A 24,114-nucleotide genomic window follows, 5' to 3' on the forward strand; every position below is an offset into this window, starting at 1 on the left:
TAATATTATGTCGATTGAAGTGAAAGTACCTGCTTTACCAGAATCTGTCGCCGATGCAACAGTAGCTACTTGGCATAAAAAGGTAGGTGATAAAGTTTCGCGTGATGAAAATATTCTTGATCTGGAAACAGACAAAGTAGTTCTCGAGGTTCCTGCTACGGCAGACGGTGTGCTTAGTGAAATCTTATTTCCTCAAGGTTCCACTGTTAAAGCGGGTGATATACTTGGGCGGATTCAAGAAGGGGAAGCTGCTCCTGCAAAAGCAGTTACCAGCGCAGAAAAAGAAGAAAAAGCTAGCGTAAAAGAAGCGGAAGATGATAAAGCAGCGAGCCCTGCAGTGAGGCGCTTGTTGGCCGAGAATGATTTGCAGCCTAGTCAAATTAAAGGTACAGGCAAGGATGGACGCATAACTAAAGAAGATGTGGTAGGTTTTATTGAAACCAATAGAGATAGGGGTGGAAAGCCTGCGGATCAAAAAGAGGTAAAAGCGGTACCATCTAATGCTTTTATAGGTGAGCGAGAAGAGCGCCGTGTTCCAATGACTCGTTTACGCGCCAAAGTGGCTGAACGTTTATTAGAGGCGCAGCATAATGCGGCCATGCTTACCACATTTAATGAAATTAACTTAAAAGCAGTTATGGACCTGCGTAATCAGTATAAAGATACTTTTGAGAAGCGTCATGGTGTCAAGCTCGGATTCATGTCCTTCTTTACCAAAGCAGTCGTTGAATCATTAAAACGTTTTCCGGCAGTCAACGCCTCAATTGACGGACAAGATATTGTTTACCACGGGTATTATGATATAGGCATTGCGGTTTCTACCGAACGAGGTTTGGTTGTACCAGTAATCAGGGATGCTGATCAAAAATCAATGGCTGAAATAGAGCAAACTATTGCAGATTTTGCGACGCGAGCACGCCAAAACAAGCTAACGCTTGACGATATGCAAGGTGGAACTTTCACTATAACTAATGGGGGAGTGTTTGGTTCCTTATTAGCTACTCCTATTATTAACCCTCCTCAAACAGGTATTTTAGGAATGCATAAGATCGAAGAACGGCCTATTGCTGAGAAAGGGCAAGTGGTAATTCGACCCATGATGTATGTGGCATTGTCTTATGATCATCGTTTAATTGATGGTAAGGATTCTGTGCAATTTCTTGTGAGCGTTAAAGAGTTTCTGGAAGACCCTGCTCGCTTATTGCTAAACGTATAAGCTTTTGGCATCGGCATGATTTCTTGATAAAATAATTATCAATTGTAGGTTGGGCCGGCAGGCCCAACAAGCGATCTCGCATGATAAAGGTTGGGCCTGCCGGCCCAACCTACACTATTTTTTTAAAGGTGCAATACTATGAATTTACACGAATACCAGGCAAAAGAATTATTTGCTAGTTATGGTTTACCAGTTCCTCGGGGAGAGGTTGCTTATAGTGCCGATGATGCTGTGCAGGTGGCGGCGAAATTATCAACACCAAGATGGGTGGTAAAGGCCCAAGTCCATGCTGGAGGAAGAGGTAAAGCCGGTGGGGTAAAACTGGTTTCAACCAAAGAAGAGTTAATTCAATATACTAAATCCATCCTGGGTACACGTTTAGTAACTTACCAAACAGATGCTACAGGTCAGCCGGTTAATGCAGTGTTGGTAGAAGAAACCAGTGATATAGATCGCGAATTATACTTGGGAGCTGTGGTTGATAGAGCTAGCCGTAGGGTAGTCATCATGGCTTCAACAGAGGGCGGTGTGGAAATTGAAAAAGTCGCTGAAGAAACACCTGAGAAGATTTTCAAGGTGGTTGTTGACCCGCTAGTTGGTGTCATGCCTTATCAATGCCGGGAAGTAGGGTTTAAACTGGGTTTAACCGAAGATCAAATTAAACAATTTACACAATTAATGATTAAATTGGGTAAGATGTTTGTGGAATGCGATTTAAGTCTTCTCGAAGTTAACCCGCTTGTTGTGGATAAAGCCGGAAAACTTATTTGTCTTGATGGAAAGATTAATATCGATAGCAATGCGCTTTTTCGTCAACCTAAATTAAAAGCTATGCGTGACACTACCCAGGAAAACGAAAGAGAAAATCGCGCACACGAGTGGGATCTGAACTATATTCCACTGGATGGAGTAATAGGCTGTATGGTTAATGGTGCAGGCCTTGCTATGGCTACTATGGATGTAATCAAATTACACGGTGGTGAGCCAGCTAACTTTTTAGACGTGGGTGGCGGTGCAACGAAAGAACGCGTGAGTGAAGCATTCAAAATTATCCTTTCTGATGAAAATGTGAAAGGAATTTTAGTCAACATTTTCGGTGGAATAGTCCGTTGTGATCTAATTGCCGAAGGCATTTTAGCCGCAGTGAAAGAAGAGTCTGTACAAGTTCCGGTCGTTGTGCGCTTAGAGGGTAATAATGCAGAATTGGGTGCAGAGATCTTAAATAAAAGTGACCTGAACGTAATAGGTGCCACCGATTTAACCGACGCCGCTAAAAAAATTGTTGCTGCTGTAAAATAATTTCCGAGGAAAGTAATGAGTATATTAGTAAACAAAAATACAAAAGTAATTTGCCAGGGTTTCACTGGGAAGCAAGGTACGTTACATTCCGAACAAGCAATTAGTTACGGAACAAAAATGGTAGGGGGAGTGACCCCGGGCAAGGGTGGACAAACGCATTTGGACCTACCGGTTTTTAATACGGTACGCGAGGCAGTGGAAGAAACAGGAGCGGATGCCAGTGTTATTTATGTTCCTGCACCGTTTTGTAAAGATTCTATTCTTGAAGCGGCTGACGCCGGCGTACGATTAATTGTTTGTATTACCGAAGGCGTGCCCGTTCTGGATATGTTAGAAGTTAAAGTGTATTTGGAAAATAACACGAACAGTCTTTTAATTGGACCCAATTGCCCCGGAATTATTACTCCAGGGGAATGCAAAATCGGTATTATGCCAGGCTCTATCCATCTACCAGGCAAAGTGGGGATTGTTTCTCGCTCTGGTACTTTAACTTATGAAGCAGTAAAGCAAATGACGGATAAAGGCTTTGGGCAAACTACTTGCGTAGGTATAGGTGGCGATCCTATTCCGGGAATGTCATTTATTGATGTGCTTGCTTTATTTGAACAAGATCCCAAAACAGAAGCAATTATTTTAGTGGGTGAAATTGGCGGAACGGCAGAAGAAGAAGCCGCTGAATTTATCAAATCGAATGTAAGCAAACCTGTGGTTTCTTATATCGCAGGAGTCACTGCGCCCGCCGGAAAAAGAATGGGGCATGCCGGAGCTATTATCTCTGGTGGTAAAGGAACCGCTGCTGATAAATTTAAAGCACTGGAGGCTGCGGGCGTTCGTACCGTTCGTTCACCTACTGAATTAGGTGATGCAGTTGCTGAAGTAATGGATTGGTAAAATGTCAAAATGGCAAACCCTGGCAGATATTCGTAGAGAGTATGGCAATCTCACACTAACAGAAGAGGAGGCCCTGGAGTCTCCTATTGAGCAATTTGAGCTATGGTTTGCCGAAGTTTTAAAATCTGAAAAATCTGATCCCACTGCTATGGTCTTATCAACGGTGGATGAACGGAATATTCCTGATTCACGTATTGTTCTTCTCAAAGAGATAGATAAGGGAAATTTTGTCTTTTTCACTAATTATTTGAGTGCTAAGGCCGTACAAATTAGAAAAAACCCTTATGTCGCTCTGAATTTCTATTGGCCTGAAACCGCACGACAAGTGCGTGTACGTGGACGCGTAAAAGAAACCAGTAAAGTGAAATCAGATGCTTACTTTGCTTCTCGACCGCTGCCTAATCAACTGAGCGCCCTGATTTCTCCACAAAGTGAAGAAATTACAAGTCGCGAAGAATTGGAAAAGCGGCTTAATGATTTAATTGAAAGCGAGCAAAAAGACCCGATAGTTCGTCCCGTACATTGGGGTGGATATGAAGTCATTCCTGATGAAATTGAGTTTTGGCAAGGTAGAGATAATCGTTTACATGATAGGATTCATTATTTTCATGAAAATGGAAAATGGGTACATCGTCGATTGGCCCCTTAAATTAAGTTTGTCAAGAAATTGTAAATGTTTGAAAAACTCCCTTTTTACCTCTTCGCATTCGTTAAAATGTATCTAAGCAAGAAATATTTTATGTAAAAGACTTAGATAAGGGGTAAAACATGAAAGATATAATCAACGTATTACCTGATATTAGACTAAGATTTAACATTGATCACCCAACCTTTGAAGAATGCTATGCCTTCGGTTATGAATGCGCCATGGCAGAAGTAAGTGAAAATGAAAATCCGTTTAAACCAGGTACAAGCGAGTATGACCAATGGGCAGAAGGTTGGTGGGCAGGTTTCTACGGTGAAGAACCAATCTATGATATAAAAGAGTTCCTTACTGCCAACACGTCAGCTGTGGGTAGGTTTGAAGCAGCAAACGAAGAAAAATATCAGGACGTAAAAGTAGGTTTCTTCACCAAAATACTCGGCTATAGTGGCGAATTAGTGGCCTTGGCTGTAGTTGGATATCAGGTGGTGGACTTAGTTGCTTAAATTAGAGGGCTTTGGCCCTCTTTTACATTATTTTCAGAACCATACTACGCATTCTTTCAATCTCTGAAGTATTAAACTCCTTATAAATAGCGCTGCCAATATTAAGTGCCACAATTACTTCCTTTCCAATGCCTTTCAATAAATCTACACCAGAGAGTTTAAGCAATTGGATTTCATCTTTAATGGGCTCGGCCCAGCTATCAAAATAATTCATAGAAGAAAAAACAGGGAGGAAAACTTTATCATCTTCTTGATAAAACAAAACCTCAGGCTCCTCGCCGCCAGGGAATTTTTCAATAGGAACAATAAAATTTGCTTTAATAAACTCTAAATAGGCTTTATTTATTGTTTTATTATCTTCACTATTTGCTAAGGCATTTGCGACTGCAGTTTCCAACTCATTCATGTGTGGACTCTTAAAATAAAAACAATGAAAATGATAACAAAAATACCAATTGAAATAATTAACCTCAATAGGGTAATGAGTGTTAATTGTTGTCTTGTAGTCGATAGATTAATCGCAATGGGTAAAAATTAACATTCGAAATGAATCAAAATGATAATGGAGTTACTTTCTAACTAGGATTATTTATGTTCCTTATCTCTTAATGCAAGACTCCAAGCCCCCCTGAAAAGTTGGTAGACTTTGAGAAGTTTGCTGAACGGAGTGAAGTCGTGTTTTAATAACTGGGTTTAAGAATTCCCATATCTTTTTATGGGATAAATGAAATGGAGATAACAATGAAAAGAATTTTAGGATTAGTGGTTATTATTGCCGCTCTAGTCCTCGTAAGTTACTACGGTATGGGATTGATGACCGAAAGGACCATTAAAAAAGATTTGCAATTAATTAATCAATCACAAGGTGTGCATGCTGAATTAATAGAATATAAACGTGGTTGGTTTACCTCACATGCAAAATTTAACTGGACATTGCATATCCCAGAAAGAGTAGTAAAAAATGAAGATGATCAAACTACTACTACACTGCCGGCACAAGATTACAAACTGTATATGCCATTAAAGGTATATCATGGCCCGATTATTTTTGCTGATAAGGCCGTGCATTTTGGATTAGGGTACGGATTTACCAGACTGAATCTGCCGCAAGAATATGTTCAGCGCTTTAGAGAAACCTTTACCGCCGATTCTACTATTCCTCAGTTAGATATCAGTGTTTTGGTGAATTATATAAATAAAAGTAGATTACGAATTAAATTACCTAAATTTACCTTAATTGCAAAAGAAGAAGGTTCCCGCTTTGAATGGTTAGGGATGAAAAATGATGTAACTATTTCATCTGATTTATCTTCTATCGAGGGTGATTTTGCCATCAAAGGTATCCAGTTTAGTAAAGATAAAATAAAGGGTATTGTTGGAAAAATTACCAGTGAGTATGATTTAAGCATGTCACCAGAAGGTTTGTATGTAGGTGATGCTAGCCTGTCTTTTCCCTCCTTTTTAATGAAAGAAGGGGATAAAAAGCTGTTAGAAATGAATGACTATGACATAGAAACGAATAGTGATATTGATGACGGCTTGTTAAATGCTTATTTTAAAATGTCGTTAGACCGTATAATTACTAGCGACAAAACCTATGGTCCCGGGATTTTAAAAATAGCGCTTAAAAATCTTGACGCTAAAGTATTAGCCTACATTAACGATCAGGCTAATAAAATGCAACAAGGTAGCGAAGAGCAACGCCAACAAGCAATGATGGTTCTTTTGCCCGAGATTCCCAAGTTACTTAACAAAGGTGCGCGCTTGGAGGTAAGTGAAGCTAAGTTCACTATGCCTGAAGGCACTGTAGAAGGGAACTTGTGGATTCAGCTCCCTAAAGGAGAGTTTGGTAATCCTTTCCAACTCATTCAAAAGGTAGAGGGTGAAGGCAAAGTACAAATGCCTATGGTGGTTCTAAAACAAGTTATGTTGACGTCTGAAAAGCAACAACTCAGTCAACCATCTCTACAACAAGCCATGATTGATCAGTTACAAAAAAATCAAGCCAGTGGCGAACAGGCAAATAATAAAGAAGAGAATACTCCTAATCAAAATCCAGCAGATACAAACGTAAATACTGATAATACAGCCACGCAAAGCAGCGGCTCGCCACAACCGCAAATGACGCCAGCTGAAATTGAACAAAAAGCACAAGTTCAATCAGACCAAAAGATTGCTGCTTTAGTGGAAAATGGTTTATTAATGGTAAGTGGCGAAAATTATGTAATGCAATTTAAGCTCGCGAATGGCCAGTTAAGCGTAAACGGTCGACCATTTAACCCAGCAACAATGCATTTCTAGTACAAGAGCTATGACATCCAGGATTCTCAAACATCAGACATTTTGAAGAATCTTGGATGTAGACCTCTGTTGGCCTTTTTTTTAGCCATAATTTGTTAATTTTAGCTTGTTCGAATTTGGCCATTTCGTTAAAATAATTTTTTTTAAAGAAGGAGATTAATAACAATGACAACGATCAGCAATGAAGCTGGGGATAGTACTGCCTCTTTAGCCGCGAGCGTTACACAATCCGTTCAAAAATACTTTTCTGAGCTTAAAGGAACTGATCCCGTAGATTTGTATCAGTTTGTTTTAGAAGAAGTAGAAACACCGTTATTCAAAGCAGTGATGGAACATTGTAAATACAATCAATCTCGTGCGGCTATTATGTTAGGAATAAGCCGTGGAACCTTACGCACAAAATTACGACGTTATTTTGATGATAAATATGTAGGAACACGCGATTAATTAAGATCTAATGTGCTTCAAAACCTCTGGAAAAGGTTTTGAAGTAATATTATTCAGTAAACATCGAGCTAACAGATTCTTCTTCATTCACACGTTTAATAGCTTGAGCAAGCATTTCCGCCAGACTAACTACTCTAATCTTTTTACACTTTTGCGCAGCTTCTGATAATCGAATGGTATCTGTAACCACTACCTCGTCTAATGAAGAGTTTTGAATATTTTCAATAGCCGGTCCAGAAAGAACGGGATGGGTAATGTAAGCGCGTACACTAATAGCTCCGCTTTTTTTAAGCTCATGGGCTGCAGAGCACATAGTTCCCGCAGTATCAACGATGTCATCAATAATAATGCAGTTCCTGCCTTTAGGCTCTCCAATTATATGCATAACTTCAGACTTGTTCGGTCCAATTCGTCTTTTATCAATAATTGAAAGTTCGGCATCGTTTAAACGTTTAGCCATAGCTCTTGCTCTAACCACACCTCCAACATCAGGCGAGATAACCATTATATGCTCTAATTTTTGGGCTTTAATATCTTCTAATAAAATACGAGTAGAATAGACATTGTCGACTGGCATACAAAAGAAGCCTTGAATTTGATCAGCGTGTAGGTCCACTGTCAAAACTCTATTAATTCCCACAGATGTCATCATGTCGGCAACAACTTTGGCAGTAATAGGGACACGAGCAGAACGAACTCTTCTATCTTGCCGTGCATAGCCAAAATAGGGAACTACCGCCGTAATAATTCCTGCAGAAGATCGGCGAAGTGCGTCAGCCATGACTAATAATTCCATCAAATTATCATTAGAGGGCGCACAAGTGGATTGAACGATAAAAACATCTTTTCCACGCACATTTTCGAGAATTTCAACCATGGTCTCGCCATCGCTGAAAGTTCCAACAGTCGCTTTTCCCAATGGGATATTTAGAAAAGAAGAAATTTTCTGAGCTAATTCAGGATTGGCATTGCCAGTAAAAATCATCATTGTTGACATGTGTAAAAATCCCTTCGGAGGAAGTGAATCAATATTTCTAAACACATAGCAGAAGACAGCCAGAAAGATATTATTATTTTTTGAGCGATCCGGTGACGCATCCTTCCCGGTATCTTCTGCCGTCTGTTTACTTGAATCAACAAGAATATGGCTGGGGTGCTAGGATTCGAACCTAGGAATGCAGGGATCAAAACCCTGTGCCTTACCACTTGGCGACACCCCAAAATGTTGTAGATTCTATACATGAAGCACGCGGCATCAGCTGCGAACTGCTGCGTATTGTGCAGCGAATCAGAAGGCTTGTCAATCACAAAAGATGACTTTTTAAAATACAATTATAGTATAGTTAATGTAGGTTGAGCCGGTAGGCCCAACAAGCAAGGTGACTTGGGGTGTTAGGCCTTCGGCTCAAGTATTGTCATCTTTTTTTCCTTCTCTTACGGGGAAAGAAACTGCCGTCAAAGTACCTTGATGGAGCGCAAGCGTAATCAAGGAATTTTCAGGCCTATGCCACCATGCATTTTATTTATACCGTCCAGTTTTTCACTACTAACTTAATCGTTACTCCATTTCCAGTTAAGCGTATTTTACTAGGTAAGTCGCCTTTCTGGGTGGAGGTATATCTTTCGTAGTTTACTGTATAGCCGGATTGCTTGAGCATGGACAAATGGTTAAATTCATCATATTTTGATGCTTGTACCGGCCCGGGCGCTGGTAATCCTCTAACCCAGTAATAAAGATTATTTACTGGAAGACGAATGCCAGTTTGCTTTAGCAATAAGTCATCAGCGTTATTAGATGTTGCCGTTTTTGGACCATCTTTATAGGTTACCGCTCCTCCTTCGCGCTCTACCAACACCGTCCCTCCCCCTAAAGGACCCATTAATCGTATTTGGTAATTAGTCGCGCCTTGCTGTTGCCAATTAATACCTGCGCTCCAGGCTTTTTGTGCATTTTTGGCGGACATGGCGCCGGAAAGTGCCCATGATGAAATCGTTTGAGTTTGTGCAGTGCGTTTCTCCACCGGCATATTTTGATTCTGTGGGGCCTCGGGAGCAGGTGTTTGAGAAGCACAGGCGGTTAATAACGCAGTAGATACTATCAGTGTCCGTTTCCATGTTTGCATTGGCAAATCTCCTTAAAATAACTGGTTAAATATCTATACCCAAGATACTTCAAAATGCTAGGTTTTGAACGATTCGATTTTTGTGTCTGGGAAATTAAAAAAGAAGAATAGCCAGCCTATTGGGAGTCTTTTTTGGTTTCTCAGGCGCAAAAAGCGACAGATCAAAAATAGTTTTTTGGAGCATCTTGGGTATATTAAGGTATTAATAGTTTTTCGATTAACAATACGCTAGACTCCCACAATATGCAATTAATCTGAATTATTATGAAACAAAAAGCAATTTATCCTGGCACTTTTGATCCAGTAACTAATGGCCATATTGATATCATTAAACGCGCAGCTAAACTTTTTCCAGAGGTTGTTGTGGCAGTGGCAAGTAGTCCTACAAAAAAACCATTATTTTCGCTTGAGAAAAGGGTAGAGCTAATCCAGCAAGCCATTGAAGATTTGCCAGGAGTAACCGTGTTAGGATTTGATGATTTGTTAATAAATTTTGTACATCAACAAAATGCCGGGATTATCATAAGAGGATTGCGCTCAGTATCTAATTTTGAGTATGAGTTTCAATTAGCAGGGATGAATCGTAAATTGGCGAAGCAAGTAGAAACTTTATTTTTAACTCCCGAAGAAAACTATATGTTTATTTCATCCACCCTTGTACGCGAAATTGCCTCCTTAGGAGGGGATGTTTCTAATTTCGTACCTCCTGTCGTTGCTGAAGCACTAAAAAAATTAAGGGATTAGCATGTGGAAAAAAAATGGATTACTTATTCTACCGTTTTTCATTTTTTACTCCATCTCATGTTCTGCACAGGGAAAGGCACCATTATTACCTCCCGGTTACGCAGTAGCGAGCGCGCATCCCTTAGCTACTTACGCAGGTCTTGAAGTATTAGCCAAAGGGGGAAATGCTTTTGATGCGGCCGTGGCAGTAAGTGCTGCTCTGGCGGTAGTAGAACCTTATCATTCAGGCTTGGGTGGTGGCGGTTTTTGGCTATTATACAATGCCACCAAAGGAGAGTATTCCTTCGTTGATGGAAGGGAAGTTGCCCCAAAAGCTGCAACAAAAGACATGTTTCTAGGGCCCAACGGTGAACCAATTGCAAAATTATCATTAAATGGGGCTTTGGCAGCTGCAATACCAGGCGAGCCTGCGGCACTTGTATATATTGCGAAAAAGTATGGACGATTATCCTTAGAGCAAAGTTTAGCCCCAGCCATTCGTCTGGCTGAGAAGGGATTTGTTGTAGACCCGCAACTGTATTATTTTTTTACTATGAACGATAGGTTACAACAACTACAGAAATTTAGTGCTTCTCGAAAAACATTTTTAAAAGACAATAAGTTATACCAAATCGGTGATTTGTTGATTCAAAAGGATTTAGCAAATACTTTAAGAAAAATAGCCAAAGAAGGCCATTCGGGTTTTTATCAAGGAGAAATAGCTGAAAAACTCGTTTCTGCAGTTAGAAAAGAAGGAGGTATTTGGACTTTAGAAGATTTATCCGGCTATCACATTAAAGAACGTCAACCGCTGGTCGCCCAGTTTCGGAATATGAAAATCATTACCGCGCCATTACCTTCTGCCGGTGGTATTGCACTCGTTACCATGTTAAATATTTTATCAGCATACCCCCTTGACTCTATGAATAAGGTCCAGTGGATTCATTATGTAGCGGAGGGGATGAGACTGGCTTATTGGCAACGCGGTGAATTGGGCGATCCCGATTTTATTAAGGTCAATACAGAGGAGTTTTTAAAGTCGGAAAATATAGAAAAATTACGACATTTTATTAATCCTGAGCAAGCTACGCCCAGTTCTAATTTATTACAAAAAATTCCTGTCGAAGAAGACTCGATAAATACTACCCATTTTTCGATTATTGACACTGAGGGAAATAGGGTTGCTGCGACTTTATCTATTAATTTTATTTTTGGATCTAGCTTGGTAGCAGAAGGTACGGGGGTCATTTTAAATGATGAAATGGATGATTTTGCCAGTAAGCCTGCAGTAAAAAATGTTTTTGGGATACTGGGTAGTGAAAAAAATAGTATCGCCCCTGGTAAAAGGCCTTTATCAAGCATGACGCCAACTTTTCTAGAAATGCCCAATCGGATTGCAATAGTAGGTACCCCAGGGGGCAGTAGGATTCCTACCATGGTGTTGTTGGCAAGTTTAGCGTTTAACGAGGCATATGGTGCTATTAGCATGGTTTCTACCATGCGTTTTCATCATCAATACATGCCGGATGGGTTGGTATTTGAGCCGGATACTTTTTCTATAGCCACGCAAGAAAAATTAAGAAATATGGGGTATCATTTAATCCCATTGTCTAATTATTATGGGGACATGCAAGCAATAACTTGGGACCAAAATACTAACTTAATCACCGCCTCCTCTGATCCAAGGCACATTGGTATGGCCAGTGTGGTACTTAAGCAGAATAAGGGCGGGTATGGGGTAAATCAGTAACTTAAATTCGGTAGTTGAACCTACCAATGAGGGACTACTGCCGAATTAAGGTTTGGTAGTTTAATGATTTTCTCCTTCAACCAAATGTTTTATTGCAGTATGAACTCTATTAATTAATTCTTCTTTGTTTTCTAGAGTATATTCACTTGCATCAATGGCCTTACCAATATGAATTTCAGCCGTTTGATTGAGGTTAAATTGAAAGGTATTGGCAGGTAAAATAGTATGGGCTCCGCGAATTCCAAAAGGAATAATTTTAGCTCTGGTTTGTATAGCAGTTATGAACGCTCCACGCTTAAACGGTCCCACTTTGCCATCTTTGGAACGTGTGCCTTCGGGGGCAATCCACATGAGAATCCCACTTTCTAATAGCTCGCGAACATAATTTAAGTCTGTGATAGCTTGCTGGCGGTTTTTTCTATCAATAAAAGGGTATTCTGCGGCTTTCATCCCTTTTCCCATGATTGGAATTTTTGAAAGTTCTTTTTTTGCTAACATACGAACCGAATGATTAGGGAAGGCCAGTAAACTTAAAGGAATGTCATATAAACTACTATGATTACACATAATAATGGTTGCTTCCCCGGCTATGGGCTCCACACCATATGGATTATAAACTTCATATTTAACCCCTATGAGCCTTAATATTCTCTTTGCCCATCTGAGTGAGGTCTTATCGACCCAAATACGATTTATTTTAGAGAAGGAACGGCGAATAATGGCCAATCCGCATATTTGTGCGGTTAGTAAAGCTGAATAAACCATTATCCAAAGCGTGCGTAATTTACTTGCTTTCATTTTTACCCTTTTTTATTTTTTTGTAGGTGCATTAACTCTTCTCCCAGATTGTTACCCGGTGATTGACAGTGCGGGCAAAAAGCGGAGCTTCTTCCTGCGATGGTAACTTTTTTGATCGGTGTATTACATTGTGAACAAGGTTGGTTTTCCTTTCCATAAATTCGTAAGGAATGTGAGAAGTACCCAGGTTTTCCTTCCACCGATAAAAAATCTTTTAGCGTCGTCCCTCCCGCATGAATCGCAGCAAGTAAAACACTTTTTATTTGCTCGCATAAGTTATCACATTCTTTTGGAGTAAGCATACCAGCCATTTTTTGGGGGTGAATGCCAGCTAAAAAAAGGCTCTCGGTTGCATAAATATTTCCTACGCCGACTACGGTAGTATTATTCATTAAGAAAGACTTTATACATTGTTTTCTGTTTCTCGACTGTAGAAAAAGATACTGACTATTAAAGTCACTACTTAATGGCTCTGGCCCTAAATTTTTTAAATGAAGCGAGTGTGCAGGATTTTCTGTTACGTAAACCCATAACCCAAAGCGACGCGGATCGTTATAACGTAAGATAGTCCCATTTTTTAGGCAAAGATCAATATGATCATGTTTTTTTAAATCGCTTTGTTGAGAGAGGTAAAGATGGCCGGACATTCCTAAATGAATAAGAATAGAACCCCGTGTCAGTTGTAAAATAAGAAATTTACCTCTACGGTGAATATCAACAATCGTTTGACCCGAACATAATTCATGAAGCCGGGGAGTAACCTCAACTCTTAATTTATCTTGGCGAACGATTATTTTATCAATGACCTTATTTTTCAAATAAGGAGCTATTCCACGTTTCGTGGTCTCTACTTCGGGAAGTTCAGGCATAGATGCTATTTATTTTCATGCTCAATAATACGACATTCACCTTCAGTGGTATTTTTAGTAGGAAAGAAGTATTTTTTAATCATAGCAACGCCCCAAATCAGGCCGCCTATCAATACTCCCCATACTAATACGTAAGCAATCATAATAAAAAGGCCAATGCCAACAGCAATCGCAACCCCGATACCAATAAAAGGAAGAAGTTGTTCCAGTACTCTGGGTAATTTAGTATTCATGATATACCTTTAAAAACTTTCTATAAAAATTATCGTCTACATCTGACTAATATGCAATGTGAATAGTCACAATGTGTTATTTAAGTAGAAAGTGTAGTATAATTTACAGATATTTTGAGAATAGAGAGTAGTATACTTCTTTTTTGCACTTAAATAGGAATTATTGATGTTTGGACTTTTAAGTTTATCTTTTTGGGGTTACGTAATTGCTGCGGTTATTTTAACGCAGATAACAATTGCGTCAGTTACGATTTTTCTTCATCGGTGCCAGACACATAGGGCGCTTACACTTCATCCAATCATTAGCCATTTTTTTCGTATGTGGCTTTGGCTAACAACCGGGATGGTGACAGGGGAATGGGTAGCTATTCACCGTAAACATCACGCCACAACCGACATGGAAGGAGACCCCCATAGCCCGGCGGTCTTAGGCTTGAAGAAAGTATTTTGGGAAGGAGCCGAATTGTACCGTAAGGCTTCAAAAGATAAAGAAATGATTGAAAAATATTCCCATGGAACACCCGACGATTGGTTGGAACGCAATGTATATAAGCGTCATTCAGCAAAGGGAATCTTGGTAATGTTCTTACTGGATATACTTTTATTTGGTTTGCCTGGAATAACCATTTGGGCTATTCAAATGCTTTGGATTCCTGTATGGGCGGCCGGCGTAGTAAATGGTGTGGGCCATTTTTGGGGCTATCGTAATTTTGAATGCCAAGATACCTCAACCAATATTTTCCCTTGGGGTTTTTGGATAGGTGGAGAAGAGCTTCATAATAATCATCATACTTTTGCTTCTTCCGCTAAGTTCTCTGTTAAATGGTGGGAATTTGATTTAGGCTGGATGTATATTCGTTTACTTTCTTTGTTTGGCCTGGCAAAAGTTAAAAAATTACCTCCTAAACTAGCAAGACAAGAAGGGAAATTACAAATTGACTTAGATACGGTTAAAGCGGTTATTGGCAATCGTTTCCAAGTGATGTCTGATTATTACAAAAGAGTAGTAAGACCTATTTTGCGTCACGAGAAAAATAATGTTGAAAACAAAAGTGACAAGAAATTATTTCAACGTGCAGGTAGACTTTTGCGTAGACAAGAAGGGTTATTATCTCCACGTGCTACTTCGCGCTTACAAGCACTATTAAATCGGTACGAGCAATTACGTACGGTTTATAATTATCGTGTATCACTGCAAAATATTTGGACGAAAACGGCCTCTTCACAGAAAGAGTTAATTGAGTCTTTGCAACAGTGGTGTAAACAGGCGGAAGAATCCGGCTTAGACGTGTTGCATCAGTTTGCCCAGCGAATTAAGGCTTATGTTCCAAAGACGGTGTAATAGAATTGTTGGGCCGTAAGGCCCAACTAACACTCTCAATTCTTAAATCCTAAAACCACTAAAATACAAGGGCCCCTCGCCAAAACATTTACTCCATTTATTTCGCAATCCTTAATCGCTTGATCACTCTCAGCTCCCGGTTGCATCCAAATATTTTTTATTCCTTTTTTAATTGCTTCTATAACAACTTTCTCGGTTACTTGAGAAGGAGTAATTATGGAAATGCTTTGCACGGTATCAGGAAGCTCGCTCACATTTTTATAACAAGCTAAACCCTCAATTTCTTTGTGGATTGGATTGATTGGATATGCAGTGAGACCGTTTTGCATGTAGCATCGCAAGACTTTGTTTCCATACTTATCTCTTTTAGGAGAGGCGCCGACCACTGCGAAAGCCGAGGACTCAAAAAATTTCTCAATACCGTCGTGTATAGAAATCCCCATAGCTATCCTTAATTTTTACTCTAATTAAAACTATAGTATACATTTGACATAGCTTCTTATTTTCTAGGATTATGTTAAAAGTATTTGCTGAAGGGGTTCTAAATGAGTAAAGGAATTGCAATTATTACCGGGGGTACTGGGGGTATAGGCACCGCTATTTGTACGCGCCTTGCTAATGAATTTAAAGTGATAGCCTGCTATTTTAAAAAAGGTAATCATGAAGAAGCGCGGGTTTGGCAACAGCATCAAAAAAATAGAGGGATTGACGTAGACATTCTTTATGCAGATGTTTCACTTTTTTCTGATTGTGAAAAACTGACCGGTTTAGTACTGGAGCGGTATGGCGCCATTGATGTGTTAGTAAATAATGCAGGAATTACTAACGATACCTCTTTAAGAAAAATGAGCGCTGAACAATGGCAACAAGTAATCGACGCCAATTTGACGAGTGCTTTTAATATGACACGGAATGTTCTTCCGTCAATGATAGAAAAAGGATATGGCAGGATTATTAATATTTCTTCAATAAATGGCAGAAAGGGACAAATTGGTCAATGTAACTATGCTGCGACCAAAGCAGGTCTTTACGGGTTTACAAAAAGTTTAGCGCAGGAGGTTGCTAATAAAGGAATTACAGTAAATACCATTTCCCCTGGTTATATTGAAACCCCTATGCTTACCAGTATGAAGGAAGAGGTCTTACAGTCAATTATTGCTCGAATTCCAGTAGGTCGTTTAGGAAAGCCGGAAGAGATCGCCTCTGCTGTGGCTTTCTTCGCGGCAAGGGATGCAAGCTTTATTACCGGGACCAATTTGGATATTAACGGCGGTCAATACATGTAATCAGTATTACTAAACACACGAGTTAATTATGGACAAAAACAAAGTGGTTTTGCTGACAGGTGGTATAGGCGATATTGGCACTGCGATTACCAAACAATTGGAACCAGATTGTAAAATGATAGTTGCCCTCGATGTAGAAAGCGTCGAGGAAGGGAACATATGGGTGCAACAGTTGAAGAGAGAAGGATTTGGAAAGGTAATGTACCGTAAAATGGATGTTACCAACTTTGATGAATGCCAATTGGTAATTGGCTCATTAGCCAATGAATTACAAACCATCGATGTACTTATTAACAATGCCGGCATTACCAAAGATGCTGTTTTTCATAAAATGACTAAAGAACAGTGGGACAGTGTTTTACGGGTAAATTTAGATGGTATGTTTAATGTGACTCGCAATACAGTAGAATATATGCGGGTTCAGGAGTGGGGTCGCATTGTGAATATCTCTTCGGTAAATGCGCAAAAAGGACAATTCTCACAAGCAAATTATGCCGCTTCAAAATCCGGCATCTACGGCTTTACAAAGAGTCTGGCTCAAGAATTAATGGCAAAAAATATTACGGTAAATAGTATTTCTCCAGGTTATGTAGATACAAAACTGATGAAAGGAATACGTCCGGATATTTTACAGGCGATAATTGATCAAATCCCCGCCAAACGCTTAGCAAAACCTGAGGAAATAGCATGGACAGTAGCATTTTTAATTGACGAAAGAAGTGCTTATATCACGGGATCTAATCTAAGTATTAATGGCGGCTATCATATGTATTGATATTATGAGCAGATTAATCAAAAAATATAAAAATCGGCGTTTGTATGACATTGAGACAAGTAAATATATTACTATGGAAGATTTGCAACAATATGTGTTGGACAATATTCCTTTTCAAGTACAAGACTCGGGCTCTGGAAAAGATTTAACTAATTTAACTTTATTACAAATTCTCGTGGAGATGGAAGCCACCTCCACTCATTTCTTGTCTCCTGATGTGCTAAGGCAACTAATCTGCTTGGCACATCACCCTATGCATAAAAAATTTAAATCCCTTCTTGAACAAATGCTTGCTTTCATGAGCGAGAATCCGGCTAATACTTTTTTTTCACAATGGCAGACTTTCTATAAGAATCATTTTGAAGAATAGGGTATTTGACAACAACGCTCAATTCGATCTACACTTTTATTGTGCACTGCAACATAAGAGGCTACATTATGAATTCTGAATACTTTGAACGGTTGTCAAACTTTGCAAAAAAGGCGCAAGAGCCATTGCAATCATTAGCTGAATTAAATGTTAAGACTCTTCAAGGAATGACTTATTTAAAACCTGATGAGTTTACTCAAATTAAAAACCCAGAGCAGCTTTTAGAGAAACAAATTGAGCTGGCGGTAACCAATGGGCATAAGGCATTAAATTATATGCAAAAATCCTTTGAGATTATGGAAAAAGCCATGATGTCTATGGTTCAAGAAGCAAAATCCGCTAAAAACAAATCCATGAAAGGAATGTAGATTTAAATTAGGTGGCGAGGCTCAACAAACGATGTGGGAAATATTTGTTGGGCCTCGCGGCCAAATCTAAGTCGATTTTTTGTAGACATATTTCCCGGGGGCTTTTCCTAACGATTTATAGGGAAGCACTTTCCACTGAGGTGCCGGGACTTCTCTACCACTATGGTCATACAGCCAAGTTAGCCAAGTCGGCCACCAGGAACCTGAATGCTTGTTAGCTTTTGCTATCCATTCTTCAGCGCATGATTCTTCTTGTGAATGGACAAAAAATTCATATTTTTTATTTTCCGGGGGATTGATTATTCCTGCAATATGACCGGAACCCCCTAGGATAAATTGCTTTTCGCCTTTAAAAACTTGATACCCAACATACGTTGTTTGCCAGGGAGCAATATGGTCTTTTTGCGTGGAAATGAAAATAGAGGGGGTATCAATTTTAGTAACGTCTAAAGGAGTATTATTTAGTTTTATTTTGTTGGGTTTAATCAAGTCATTTTGTAAATACATCCATCGTAGATATTGTGAATGCATTTGAGCTGGCATATTTGTTGTGTCAGAGTTCCAGTACAAGATATCAAAAGGCACGGGAGACTTTCCGAGTAAGTAATTTTTAATGAAAAATGACCAAATTAAGTCCGTTGCCCGTAAAGAATTAAAAGCATGAGCCATGGCTTGCCCATCAAAAAATCCTTTTTCATTCATTTGCTTTTCTAATGCAACAATTTGTTTTTCATCAATAAATACGGAGATTTCACCCGGGTTACTAAAATCGATCATAGAAGCCAGGAAGGTAGAGCTGTTTATTAATTTTTTGTTTTTTGCTTTTAAGTAGGCTAAAAGCATAGCTTGTAAAGTACCGCCTATGCAAAATCCCAGGGTATTAACCGTTTTGACATTTAATTGTTTTCTTATGACTTGTAATGCTGTTAGGGGACCCTCTTTTAAGTAATTCCATAAACTCTTTTTTGCCAATTTGGAGTCCGGGTTTACCCAGGAAATCGCAAAGACCGTAATACCTTGTTTAACTAACCAGCCAATTAAAGAGTTATTCGGGCTTAGATCGAGAATATAAAATTTATTAATCCAGGGTGGAATGACTAATAAAGGAATCTCTCTAACTTTTTTTGTCTGTGGGGCATATTGAATTAATTCCATTAAATCATTTTTAAAAATGACTTTGCCAGCGGTGGTGGCAATATTTTTTCCAATTTCGAATGCTTTCTCATCACTCATTTTTATAGTGAAGTTGGACGGTTGTTCATTAATATCACTTAAGAAATTATTAAAACCTTTTAACAGGTTTTCACCTTTACTTTTTACAGTTTCAGAAAGAAGTTCGGGGTTAGTATAAATATAATTATTGGGAGATAATGCATCTAAAAATTGACGGGTGAAAAATTTTACCCTTTTTGCTAGTTGTGCATCTTCTGAGTCAATTTCCCGTAATAAAGAATTGATATGCTTATAGGCTAAAAGGTAATGCTGGCCAAGTAGATTGAAAAATGGATTATTTTCCCATTCCTGGTTCTGGAATCGTTTGTCATTAAGAGGATGAAATTTTTTTCCTTCTTTCCAATAATTAAATTGATCTTGTAATAGCCGGTTTGATTCTTCCCAATAATTGACTTGCATAGGCCAAAATTTATCAGGGTTCATTAATATATTGCTGAAAAAGCCATGAAAATCGGTGGCAATGGAAAAAAAATTCTCTATGTATTGAGGCAGTTGCGGTGAGTTTTTAGGGTAAGAAGATAGAAGTTGTAATCCTTTTTCCCCTATTGATTTGATTAAATCGTTGATATCTTCTTCCATTTAAAGGTTTCCATTTATAATTAAACATCCGTTGGGAATTGCCATAGAGTAAGTTACAATCATCAATTTTTATTCGCAACACTATGCAACTGAAAGAACTAAAATTATCTGGTTTTAAATCATTTGTCGAACCCACTACGGTTTCTTTTCCAAGTCAGTTAGTGGGAGTCGTGGGCCCTAACGGGTGTGGTAAATCAAATATTATCGATGCCGTGCGCTGGGTTATGGGGGAAAGCTCTGCCAAAAACCTGCGTGGTGAAGCGATGACAGATGTTATATTTAATGGTTCTTCTACGCGCAAACCAGTTGGCCAAGCTGCTGTTGAATTGGTTTTTGATAATAGTTTGGGTAGGTTGAGCGGTCAATATGCTAGCTATCAAGAGATTAGTATAAAACGTGTCGTATCTCGGGACGGTGATTCGAATTATTTTTTAAATGGGAGTCGCTGTCGACGCCGCGATGTAGTCGATATTTTTTTAGGAACGGGAGCGGGAGCAAAAGGGTATGCCATTATTGGCCAAGACATGATTTCTCGCTTAATTGAAGCGCGCCCTGATGATTTAAAAGTGTATTTAGAGGAAGCTGCCGGGATTTCAAAATATAAGGATAGGCGCCGGGAAACTTTGCTACGCATTAATCAGACGCGTGAAAATTTATCACGCGTTGCAGATATCCGTGAAGAATTGTCCAAACAATTAGCAAGGTTGGAGAAACAGGCAAAAGCAGCTGAACGTTTTAAACTTTTAAAAGAGAAAGAGCGTCAACTTAAAGGAGAAATCTTCAGTTTAAAGTGGGCTGCTTTGAATAATGAACAGGAAGTGCTAACTAAAAATAGTAAGGCACTAACCTTTCAATCTGAAGAATATGAAACCCAAGCTACTCTTTTGGCCAAAGAGGAATTACTTTCCCAAAATGAACTGCAAACAGCGAATGAACTTTTTCAAGAGATTCAAAATCAATTTTTTAAAGCTGGAACGGATATCGCGCGGTTAGAAGAGTCGATACAACAGAGTCAAAAAGAAAAGCATTTGTTCACTAAAAATAAAGAAGAATTAACCCTCGAATATCACCATACTATTGAAAAAATAGAAGAAGAAAAAGTTTGCCTTATCCAACTTGAAACGCAACTCATTGAATTAGAAAAAAAAGTTAAGGACTTACAAGAGGCTTACCAAAGCCAAAAAAGTAATTGGGACAAAAAAGAAAAAGAGCATACTAAATGGAACAATGACTGGCGAGAAATCCAGGAAAAACTAAATGCCAGTCACAGAGAAAAACAAGAGCACACGTTGGTTTTAAAAAACTTACACATGCAGCGTGAACAATTATTGGTGCGATTAGAAAAAATTACACACGAGAAAGAATCGTTACCTATTGAAATATTACAAAAAAATGCTCAAACACTCCGCAATGAAAAAACTATTTTGGAAAAAGAAATAACAGAATTGCAAAGTAAACTTGCTCAAATTTCTGAAAATAACCGGGATTTGAAGAAGGATATTAGTGGAATTGAACACCAATTAAATATAGAACATGATCAATTAAAACATATAGCTGCAAAAAAAGCGGCACTAGAAGCAGCACAACAGGCAGCTTTAAAAAATATTAATGATCCGGAAAAGCTGGCAAAATGGGCTACTGCTCCAAGACTGGTTTCTAAATTTTCTATAGAAGAGAAATGGAGAACAGCTTGTGAACTGGTTTTTGCAGAAGCTTTGCAAGCTGTAGTAATAGAAGAATGGGATGAGTTATTAAAAGAGGCAAACACGATTAATCACCCTGCGTATTTCGTCTCTTCACAAACTAATTTTGCAAGGCAGACTCATCCTCGTTTAGTGGATAAAATACAAGGGGTTGTCCCGGCAATCGATTTTTTACACGAAATTTATTTGGCAGAGTCTCTGGAAGAAGCGTTGTCACTAGTGACCTCCCTTAAATCAAATCAGTCGGTAATTACACCCCAAGGAGTCTGGGTAGGGCACGGATGGCTGAAAGTGGCAGCGAGTAATAGTGAAAAGGAAGGACTTATTGCCCGTCAGGATACTTTAAATAAATTAACCGCTGAATTAGTACAACTTGAAGAAAAAATTCAAAAATTACAAGAAAAGAGAAATACTTTACATTCCACCTTCTCATTAAATAAAGAAGAAGAAGAAAAATTATTTATTTCCTCCCGATCGCTTCAATCCAACATATTAACGTTAGAGGCTCAATTCACCAGTAAAACGAAGGAGTTTGAGAATAATGTGTTACGCAAAAATGCTTTGCAAGAAGAAGAAGAAGAGAAACGTTATCAGTTAGAAACGATATGTGCAGAAATAGAGAGGATAAAAGATTTGTGCCAGAAGGCAGAAGAGCAACTTTCGCATGCGGAAATTGCGGTTCAAAATTATAATAAAGACAGAGAAGCCTGGGAAAAGACGTTACAAATTGAAAAGAAAACCTTAGAAACTGTACTGAATGAATTACATCAGCAAGAACTACAATACGATCGCGAAAAAAATAAAAAGCAGCAATCATTAGAAAGCCAAACCAGAGAAATAAAAAGAGCGGAAAGCATCCAGCTACGTTTAGAAAAATTGGAAAAACAATTTCTGGAGTTGGTAGCACCTTCCAATAAAAATGAAGAGACCTTAAAACAAAAACTAACCGAATATCAACATCTTGAAAAAGAATTAATCAGTAAAAAAGAAAAAATTAATCAACTTCAAGAGGTCTTGCAACAAACTCAACAAAAAATAAAAGATCTGCATTTACAAAATAAAAACTTGGTAGAGCTAATTCAACAAAATAAATTAGCCGAGCAAGCATTACAGATAAAAAAAGCGTCTCTGGAAGAGGCCTTATATGAACTCAATTTGCAAGCTACAGAAGTACTTTCAACATTAACTGAGTCGAAAGATATTCATCTTCTAGAGAAAGAATTATTAGAAACTCAAGAAAAAATCAAACGTCTGGGAGCGATTAATTTAATTGCTATAGAGGAATATCAGGAAGAAAACGGGCGAAAACAACAACTTGATGTGCAATATAGTGATTTAAATGAAGCATTATCCACTTTAGAACTTGCCATTGCCCAAATGGATAAAGAAACCCAAGCACGTCTTCGTGATACATTTAACCAAATCAATTCTTCTTTTCAATCCTTGTTTCCTCGTCTTTTTGGCGGGGGGCGTGCAATGCTGGAATTGACATGCGATAATCTTTTAGAAGCTGGAGTTTTGGTAATGGCACAGCCTCCCGGAAAACGTAACAGTAGTATTCACATGCTCTCCGGTGGGGAAAAAGCAATGACTGCAGTGGCTCTGGTATTTGCCATTTTCCAACTAAATCCCTCTCCTTTTTGTATGTTGGACGAGGTAGATGCGCCTTTAGATGATGTAAATGTGCGCAGATTTTGTGACTTAGTGAAAGAGATGTCTGAATTTGTACAATTCTTGTTTATTACCCACAATAAGGTAACAATGGAGTTGGCAGATCATTTAATTGGAGTAACAATGCGTGAGCCTGGGGTGTCTCGTGTGGTTGCGGTTGATGTAGAACAAGCTTTGGCTATAGCAGAATAGGAGCGAATGATGCAGGCTAACTGGAGTTTAATTCTAAATATCCTGTTACTGATTGGGGTTATAGTAGCCATTAATCGAATGATGAAGGCACGCCGCCAAACTAATAATATATTAAATTCTCAACCCTCTCTCGGGCATGTGGAAGCAAATTATGATGACATTATTGCAGTGCGTAAAATTGACCGAGAGGATGATGCCCCCATTTTGCAGCCAGCAAAAAAACCCAGTATACAAGCATTTAGCCATCAGCCTCCTGTTCAACAGGCAGCGTCCTCTGCACCCGTACTTAATACAACGGTTTCCGTTTCTGCAGAAGAAAAAAAGCCCAATTTAATGAACAAGGAGCGTGTAGTTACGAATGAAAGAGCTCCTTCTGTAATGATATTTTTATTAGCAAAGGAAAATAGGCAGTTGGCTGGTTATGAGCTATTACAGACTGTCTTGGCTGCGGGGTTGCGTTTTGGTGAGGGTCATATATTCCATCGTCATCAATATCCAAATGGGCAGGGGCCGGTATTGTGCAGCTTGGCGGCAGCTACACCTACAGGTGTATTTGATCTGCAAAATATTGGCGCGTTTAGTGTTCATGGTCTTTGTTTGTTTATGCACGCTTCAGGAAATTCAATTATTGATAAAGAACGCTTTACTATTATGTTGGACACTGCAAAGCAATTAAGTGAAGGATTAGATACGTATTTATTAGATAGCAAGCGTCAGCCTTGGAATGATGAAAGCATCCAGGAGTATTATAGTTTATTAAATATACAACCTAGTGAGTGATCGTTTACCTATGAAA

General features: G+C 38.9%; 24 protein-coding genes and 1 tRNA gene. 16 read left to right on the forward strand and 9 right to left on the reverse strand.

Annotated elements, in window-relative coordinates; translation table 11 throughout:
- The first annotated feature begins 7 nt into the window (after positions 1-7).
- The 5 genes from odhB (at position 8) to EL206_RS09570 (ending at position 4,555) form a co-directional block, all read left to right on the forward strand.
- The gene (gene odhB / locus EL206_RS09550; protein WP_058462128.1) at positions 8-1,216 is read left to right on the forward strand and encodes a 2-oxoglutarate dehydrogenase complex dihydrolipoyllysine-residue succinyltransferase; all 1,209 of its coding nucleotides are present in this window, start codon (positions 8-10) and stop codon (positions 1,214-1,216) included.
- 138 nt (positions 1,217-1,354) lie between these two features.
- Positions 1,355-2,515, forward strand: a complete 1,161-nt coding sequence (sucC, locus tag EL206_RS09555) for an ADP-forming succinate--CoA ligase subunit beta (protein ID WP_058462127.1) — start codon at positions 1,355-1,357, stop codon at positions 2,513-2,515.
- A 15-nt stretch (positions 2,516-2,530) separates the two neighbouring features.
- On the forward strand, positions 2,531-3,406 hold the full coding sequence (gene sucD / locus EL206_RS09560) for a succinate--CoA ligase subunit alpha (protein WP_058462126.1): 876 nt from the start codon (positions 2,531-2,533) through the stop codon (positions 3,404-3,406).
- A gap of 1 nt (position 3,407) precedes the next feature.
- Positions 3,408-4,055: a pyridoxamine 5'-phosphate oxidase gene (gene pdxH / locus EL206_RS09565; protein ID WP_058462125.1), complete on the forward strand. Its 648-nt coding sequence runs from the start codon at positions 3,408-3,410 to the stop codon at positions 4,053-4,055.
- A 119-nt stretch (positions 4,056-4,174) separates the two neighbouring features.
- Entirely contained in the window at positions 4,175-4,555 is a 381-nt protein-coding gene (locus EL206_RS09570) for a hypothetical protein (protein ID WP_058462124.1), read from the forward strand.
- Positions 4,556-4,577: 22 nt separating this feature from the next.
- Here the strand turns inward: EL206_RS09570 and EL206_RS09575 are convergent, their stop codons facing one another.
- Positions 4,578-4,961 carry an SseB family protein gene (locus EL206_RS09575; protein WP_058462123.1) on the reverse strand — a complete coding sequence of 128 codons (384 nt, stop codon included), beginning with the start codon at positions 4,959-4,961 and terminating at the stop codon, positions 4,578-4,580.
- 335 nt (positions 4,962-5,296) lie between these two features.
- Between EL206_RS09575 and EL206_RS09580 the strand changes: the two genes are divergently transcribed.
- A complete protein-coding gene (locus tag EL206_RS09580; protein WP_058462122.1) occupies positions 5,297-6,856 on the forward strand; it encodes a YdgA family protein in 1,560 nt (519 codons plus the stop codon).
- Between the two features lie 165 nt (positions 6,857-7,021).
- Positions 7,022-7,303 (forward strand): helix-turn-helix domain-containing protein, encoded by a 282-nt coding sequence (locus EL206_RS09585; protein WP_058462121.1) that lies wholly within the window; start codon positions 7,022-7,024, stop codon positions 7,301-7,303.
- Between the two features lie 49 nt (positions 7,304-7,352).
- Here the strand turns inward: EL206_RS09585 and EL206_RS09590 are convergent, their stop codons facing one another.
- The 3 genes from EL206_RS09590 to lolB all read right to left on the reverse strand — a co-directional run bounded on the left by EL206_RS09590 (position 7,353) and on the right by lolB (position 9,426).
- A complete protein-coding gene (locus EL206_RS09590; protein WP_058462395.1) occupies positions 7,353-8,300 on the reverse strand; it encodes a ribose-phosphate pyrophosphokinase in 948 nt (315 codons plus the stop codon).
- Between the two features lie 148 nt (positions 8,301-8,448).
- A tRNA-Gln gene (locus tag EL206_RS09600) sits at positions 8,449-8,523 on the reverse strand.
- A 303-nt stretch (positions 8,524-8,826) separates the two neighbouring features.
- Complete coding sequence (gene lolB, locus EL206_RS09605; protein ID WP_058462120.1) at positions 8,827-9,426, reverse strand: lipoprotein insertase outer membrane protein LolB; 600 nt, start codon at positions 9,424-9,426, stop codon at positions 8,827-8,829.
- 264 nt (positions 9,427-9,690) lie between these two features.
- On the opposite strand from lolB, the gene coaD reads away from it, so the two are divergent.
- The gene (gene coaD, locus EL206_RS09610; RefSeq protein ID WP_058462119.1) at positions 9,691-10,170 is read left to right on the forward strand and encodes a pantetheine-phosphate adenylyltransferase; all 480 of its coding nucleotides are present in this window, start codon (positions 9,691-9,693) and stop codon (positions 10,168-10,170) included.
- A gap of 1 nt (position 10,171) precedes the next feature.
- Positions 10,172-11,899, forward strand: coding sequence for a gamma-glutamyltransferase (gene ggt, locus EL206_RS09615; RefSeq protein WP_058462118.1), 1,728 nt, complete (start codon positions 10,172-10,174; stop codon positions 11,897-11,899).
- A gap of 60 nt (positions 11,900-11,959) precedes the next feature.
- Here the strand turns inward: ggt and EL206_RS09620 are convergent, their stop codons facing one another.
- From EL206_RS09620 to EL206_RS09630, 3 genes are read right to left on the reverse strand one after another with little or no spacing between them, the layout of a single operon-like run.
- Positions 11,960-12,664: a lysophospholipid acyltransferase family protein gene (locus EL206_RS09620; RefSeq protein ID WP_407637804.1), complete on the reverse strand. Its 705-nt coding sequence runs from the start codon at positions 12,662-12,664 to the stop codon at positions 11,960-11,962.
- 35 nt (positions 12,665-12,699) lie between these two features.
- Entirely contained in the window at positions 12,700-13,566 is an 867-nt protein-coding gene (mutM, locus tag EL206_RS09625) for a bifunctional DNA-formamidopyrimidine glycosylase/DNA-(apurinic or apyrimidinic site) lyase (protein ID WP_058462116.1), read from the reverse strand.
- 5 nt (positions 13,567-13,571) lie between these two features.
- The gene (locus EL206_RS09630; protein ID WP_058462115.1) at positions 13,572-13,799 is read right to left on the reverse strand and encodes a hypothetical protein; all 228 of its coding nucleotides are present in this window, start codon (positions 13,797-13,799) and stop codon (positions 13,572-13,574) included.
- Between the two features lie 163 nt (positions 13,800-13,962).
- Here EL206_RS09630 and EL206_RS09635 point away from each other — a divergent pair, with 163 nt between their 5' ends.
- Positions 13,963-15,141, forward strand: coding sequence for a DesA family fatty acid desaturase (locus EL206_RS09635; protein ID WP_058462114.1), 1,179 nt, complete (start codon positions 13,963-13,965; stop codon positions 15,139-15,141).
- Positions 15,142-15,176: 35 nt separating this feature from the next.
- Here the strand turns inward: EL206_RS09635 and EL206_RS09640 are convergent, their stop codons facing one another.
- Positions 15,177-15,584, reverse strand: a complete 408-nt coding sequence (locus EL206_RS09640; RefSeq protein ID WP_084758837.1) for a CoA-binding protein — start codon at positions 15,582-15,584, stop codon at positions 15,177-15,179.
- Between the two features lie 102 nt (positions 15,585-15,686).
- On the opposite strand from EL206_RS09640, the gene phbB (EL206_RS09645) reads away from it, so the two are divergent.
- The 4 genes from phbB (EL206_RS09645) (at position 15,687) to EL206_RS09660 (ending at position 17,940) form a co-directional block, all read left to right on the forward strand.
- On the forward strand, positions 15,687-16,427 hold the full coding sequence (phbB, locus tag EL206_RS09645) for an acetoacetyl-CoA reductase (protein ID WP_058462113.1): 741 nt from the start codon (positions 15,687-15,689) through the stop codon (positions 16,425-16,427).
- A 28-nt stretch (positions 16,428-16,455) separates the two neighbouring features.
- Positions 16,456-17,202: an acetoacetyl-CoA reductase gene (gene phbB, locus EL206_RS09650; protein ID WP_058462112.1), complete on the forward strand. Its 747-nt coding sequence runs from the start codon at positions 16,456-16,458 to the stop codon at positions 17,200-17,202.
- A 4-nt stretch (positions 17,203-17,206) separates the two neighbouring features.
- Positions 17,207-17,572: a polyhydroxyalkanoate synthesis regulator DNA-binding domain-containing protein gene (locus EL206_RS09655; protein ID WP_084758854.1), complete on the forward strand. Its 366-nt coding sequence runs from the start codon at positions 17,207-17,209 to the stop codon at positions 17,570-17,572.
- A gap of 68 nt (positions 17,573-17,640) precedes the next feature.
- Positions 17,641-17,940, forward strand: a complete 300-nt coding sequence (locus EL206_RS09660; RefSeq protein ID WP_058462110.1) for a phasin family protein — start codon at positions 17,641-17,643, stop codon at positions 17,938-17,940.
- Between the two features lie 66 nt (positions 17,941-18,006).
- On the opposite strand, the gene EL206_RS09665 is transcribed toward EL206_RS09660, so the two are convergent.
- On the reverse strand, positions 18,007-19,752 hold the full coding sequence (locus EL206_RS09665) for a PHA/PHB synthase family protein (RefSeq protein ID WP_058462109.1): 1,746 nt from the start codon (positions 19,750-19,752) through the stop codon (positions 18,007-18,009).
- 83 nt (positions 19,753-19,835) lie between these two features.
- Here EL206_RS09665 and smc point away from each other — a divergent pair, with 83 nt between their 5' ends.
- Together smc and EL206_RS09675 are read left to right on the forward strand one after the other, a co-directional pair.
- The gene (gene smc, locus EL206_RS09670) at positions 19,836-23,318 is read left to right on the forward strand and encodes a chromosome segregation protein SMC (protein WP_058462108.1); all 3,483 of its coding nucleotides are present in this window, start codon (positions 19,836-19,838) and stop codon (positions 23,316-23,318) included.
- A gap of 9 nt (positions 23,319-23,327) precedes the next feature.
- Positions 23,328-24,098: a cell division protein ZipA C-terminal FtsZ-binding domain-containing protein gene (locus EL206_RS09675; protein WP_058462107.1), complete on the forward strand. Its 771-nt coding sequence runs from the start codon at positions 23,328-23,330 to the stop codon at positions 24,096-24,098.
- Positions 24,099-24,114: the final 16 nt, after the last annotated feature.

The sequence above is a fragment of the Legionella adelaidensis genome (assembly GCF_900637865.1).
In the GTDB taxonomy this organism is placed as follows: Bacteria; Pseudomonadota; Gammaproteobacteria; order Legionellales; family Legionellaceae; genus Legionella_A; species Legionella_A adelaidensis.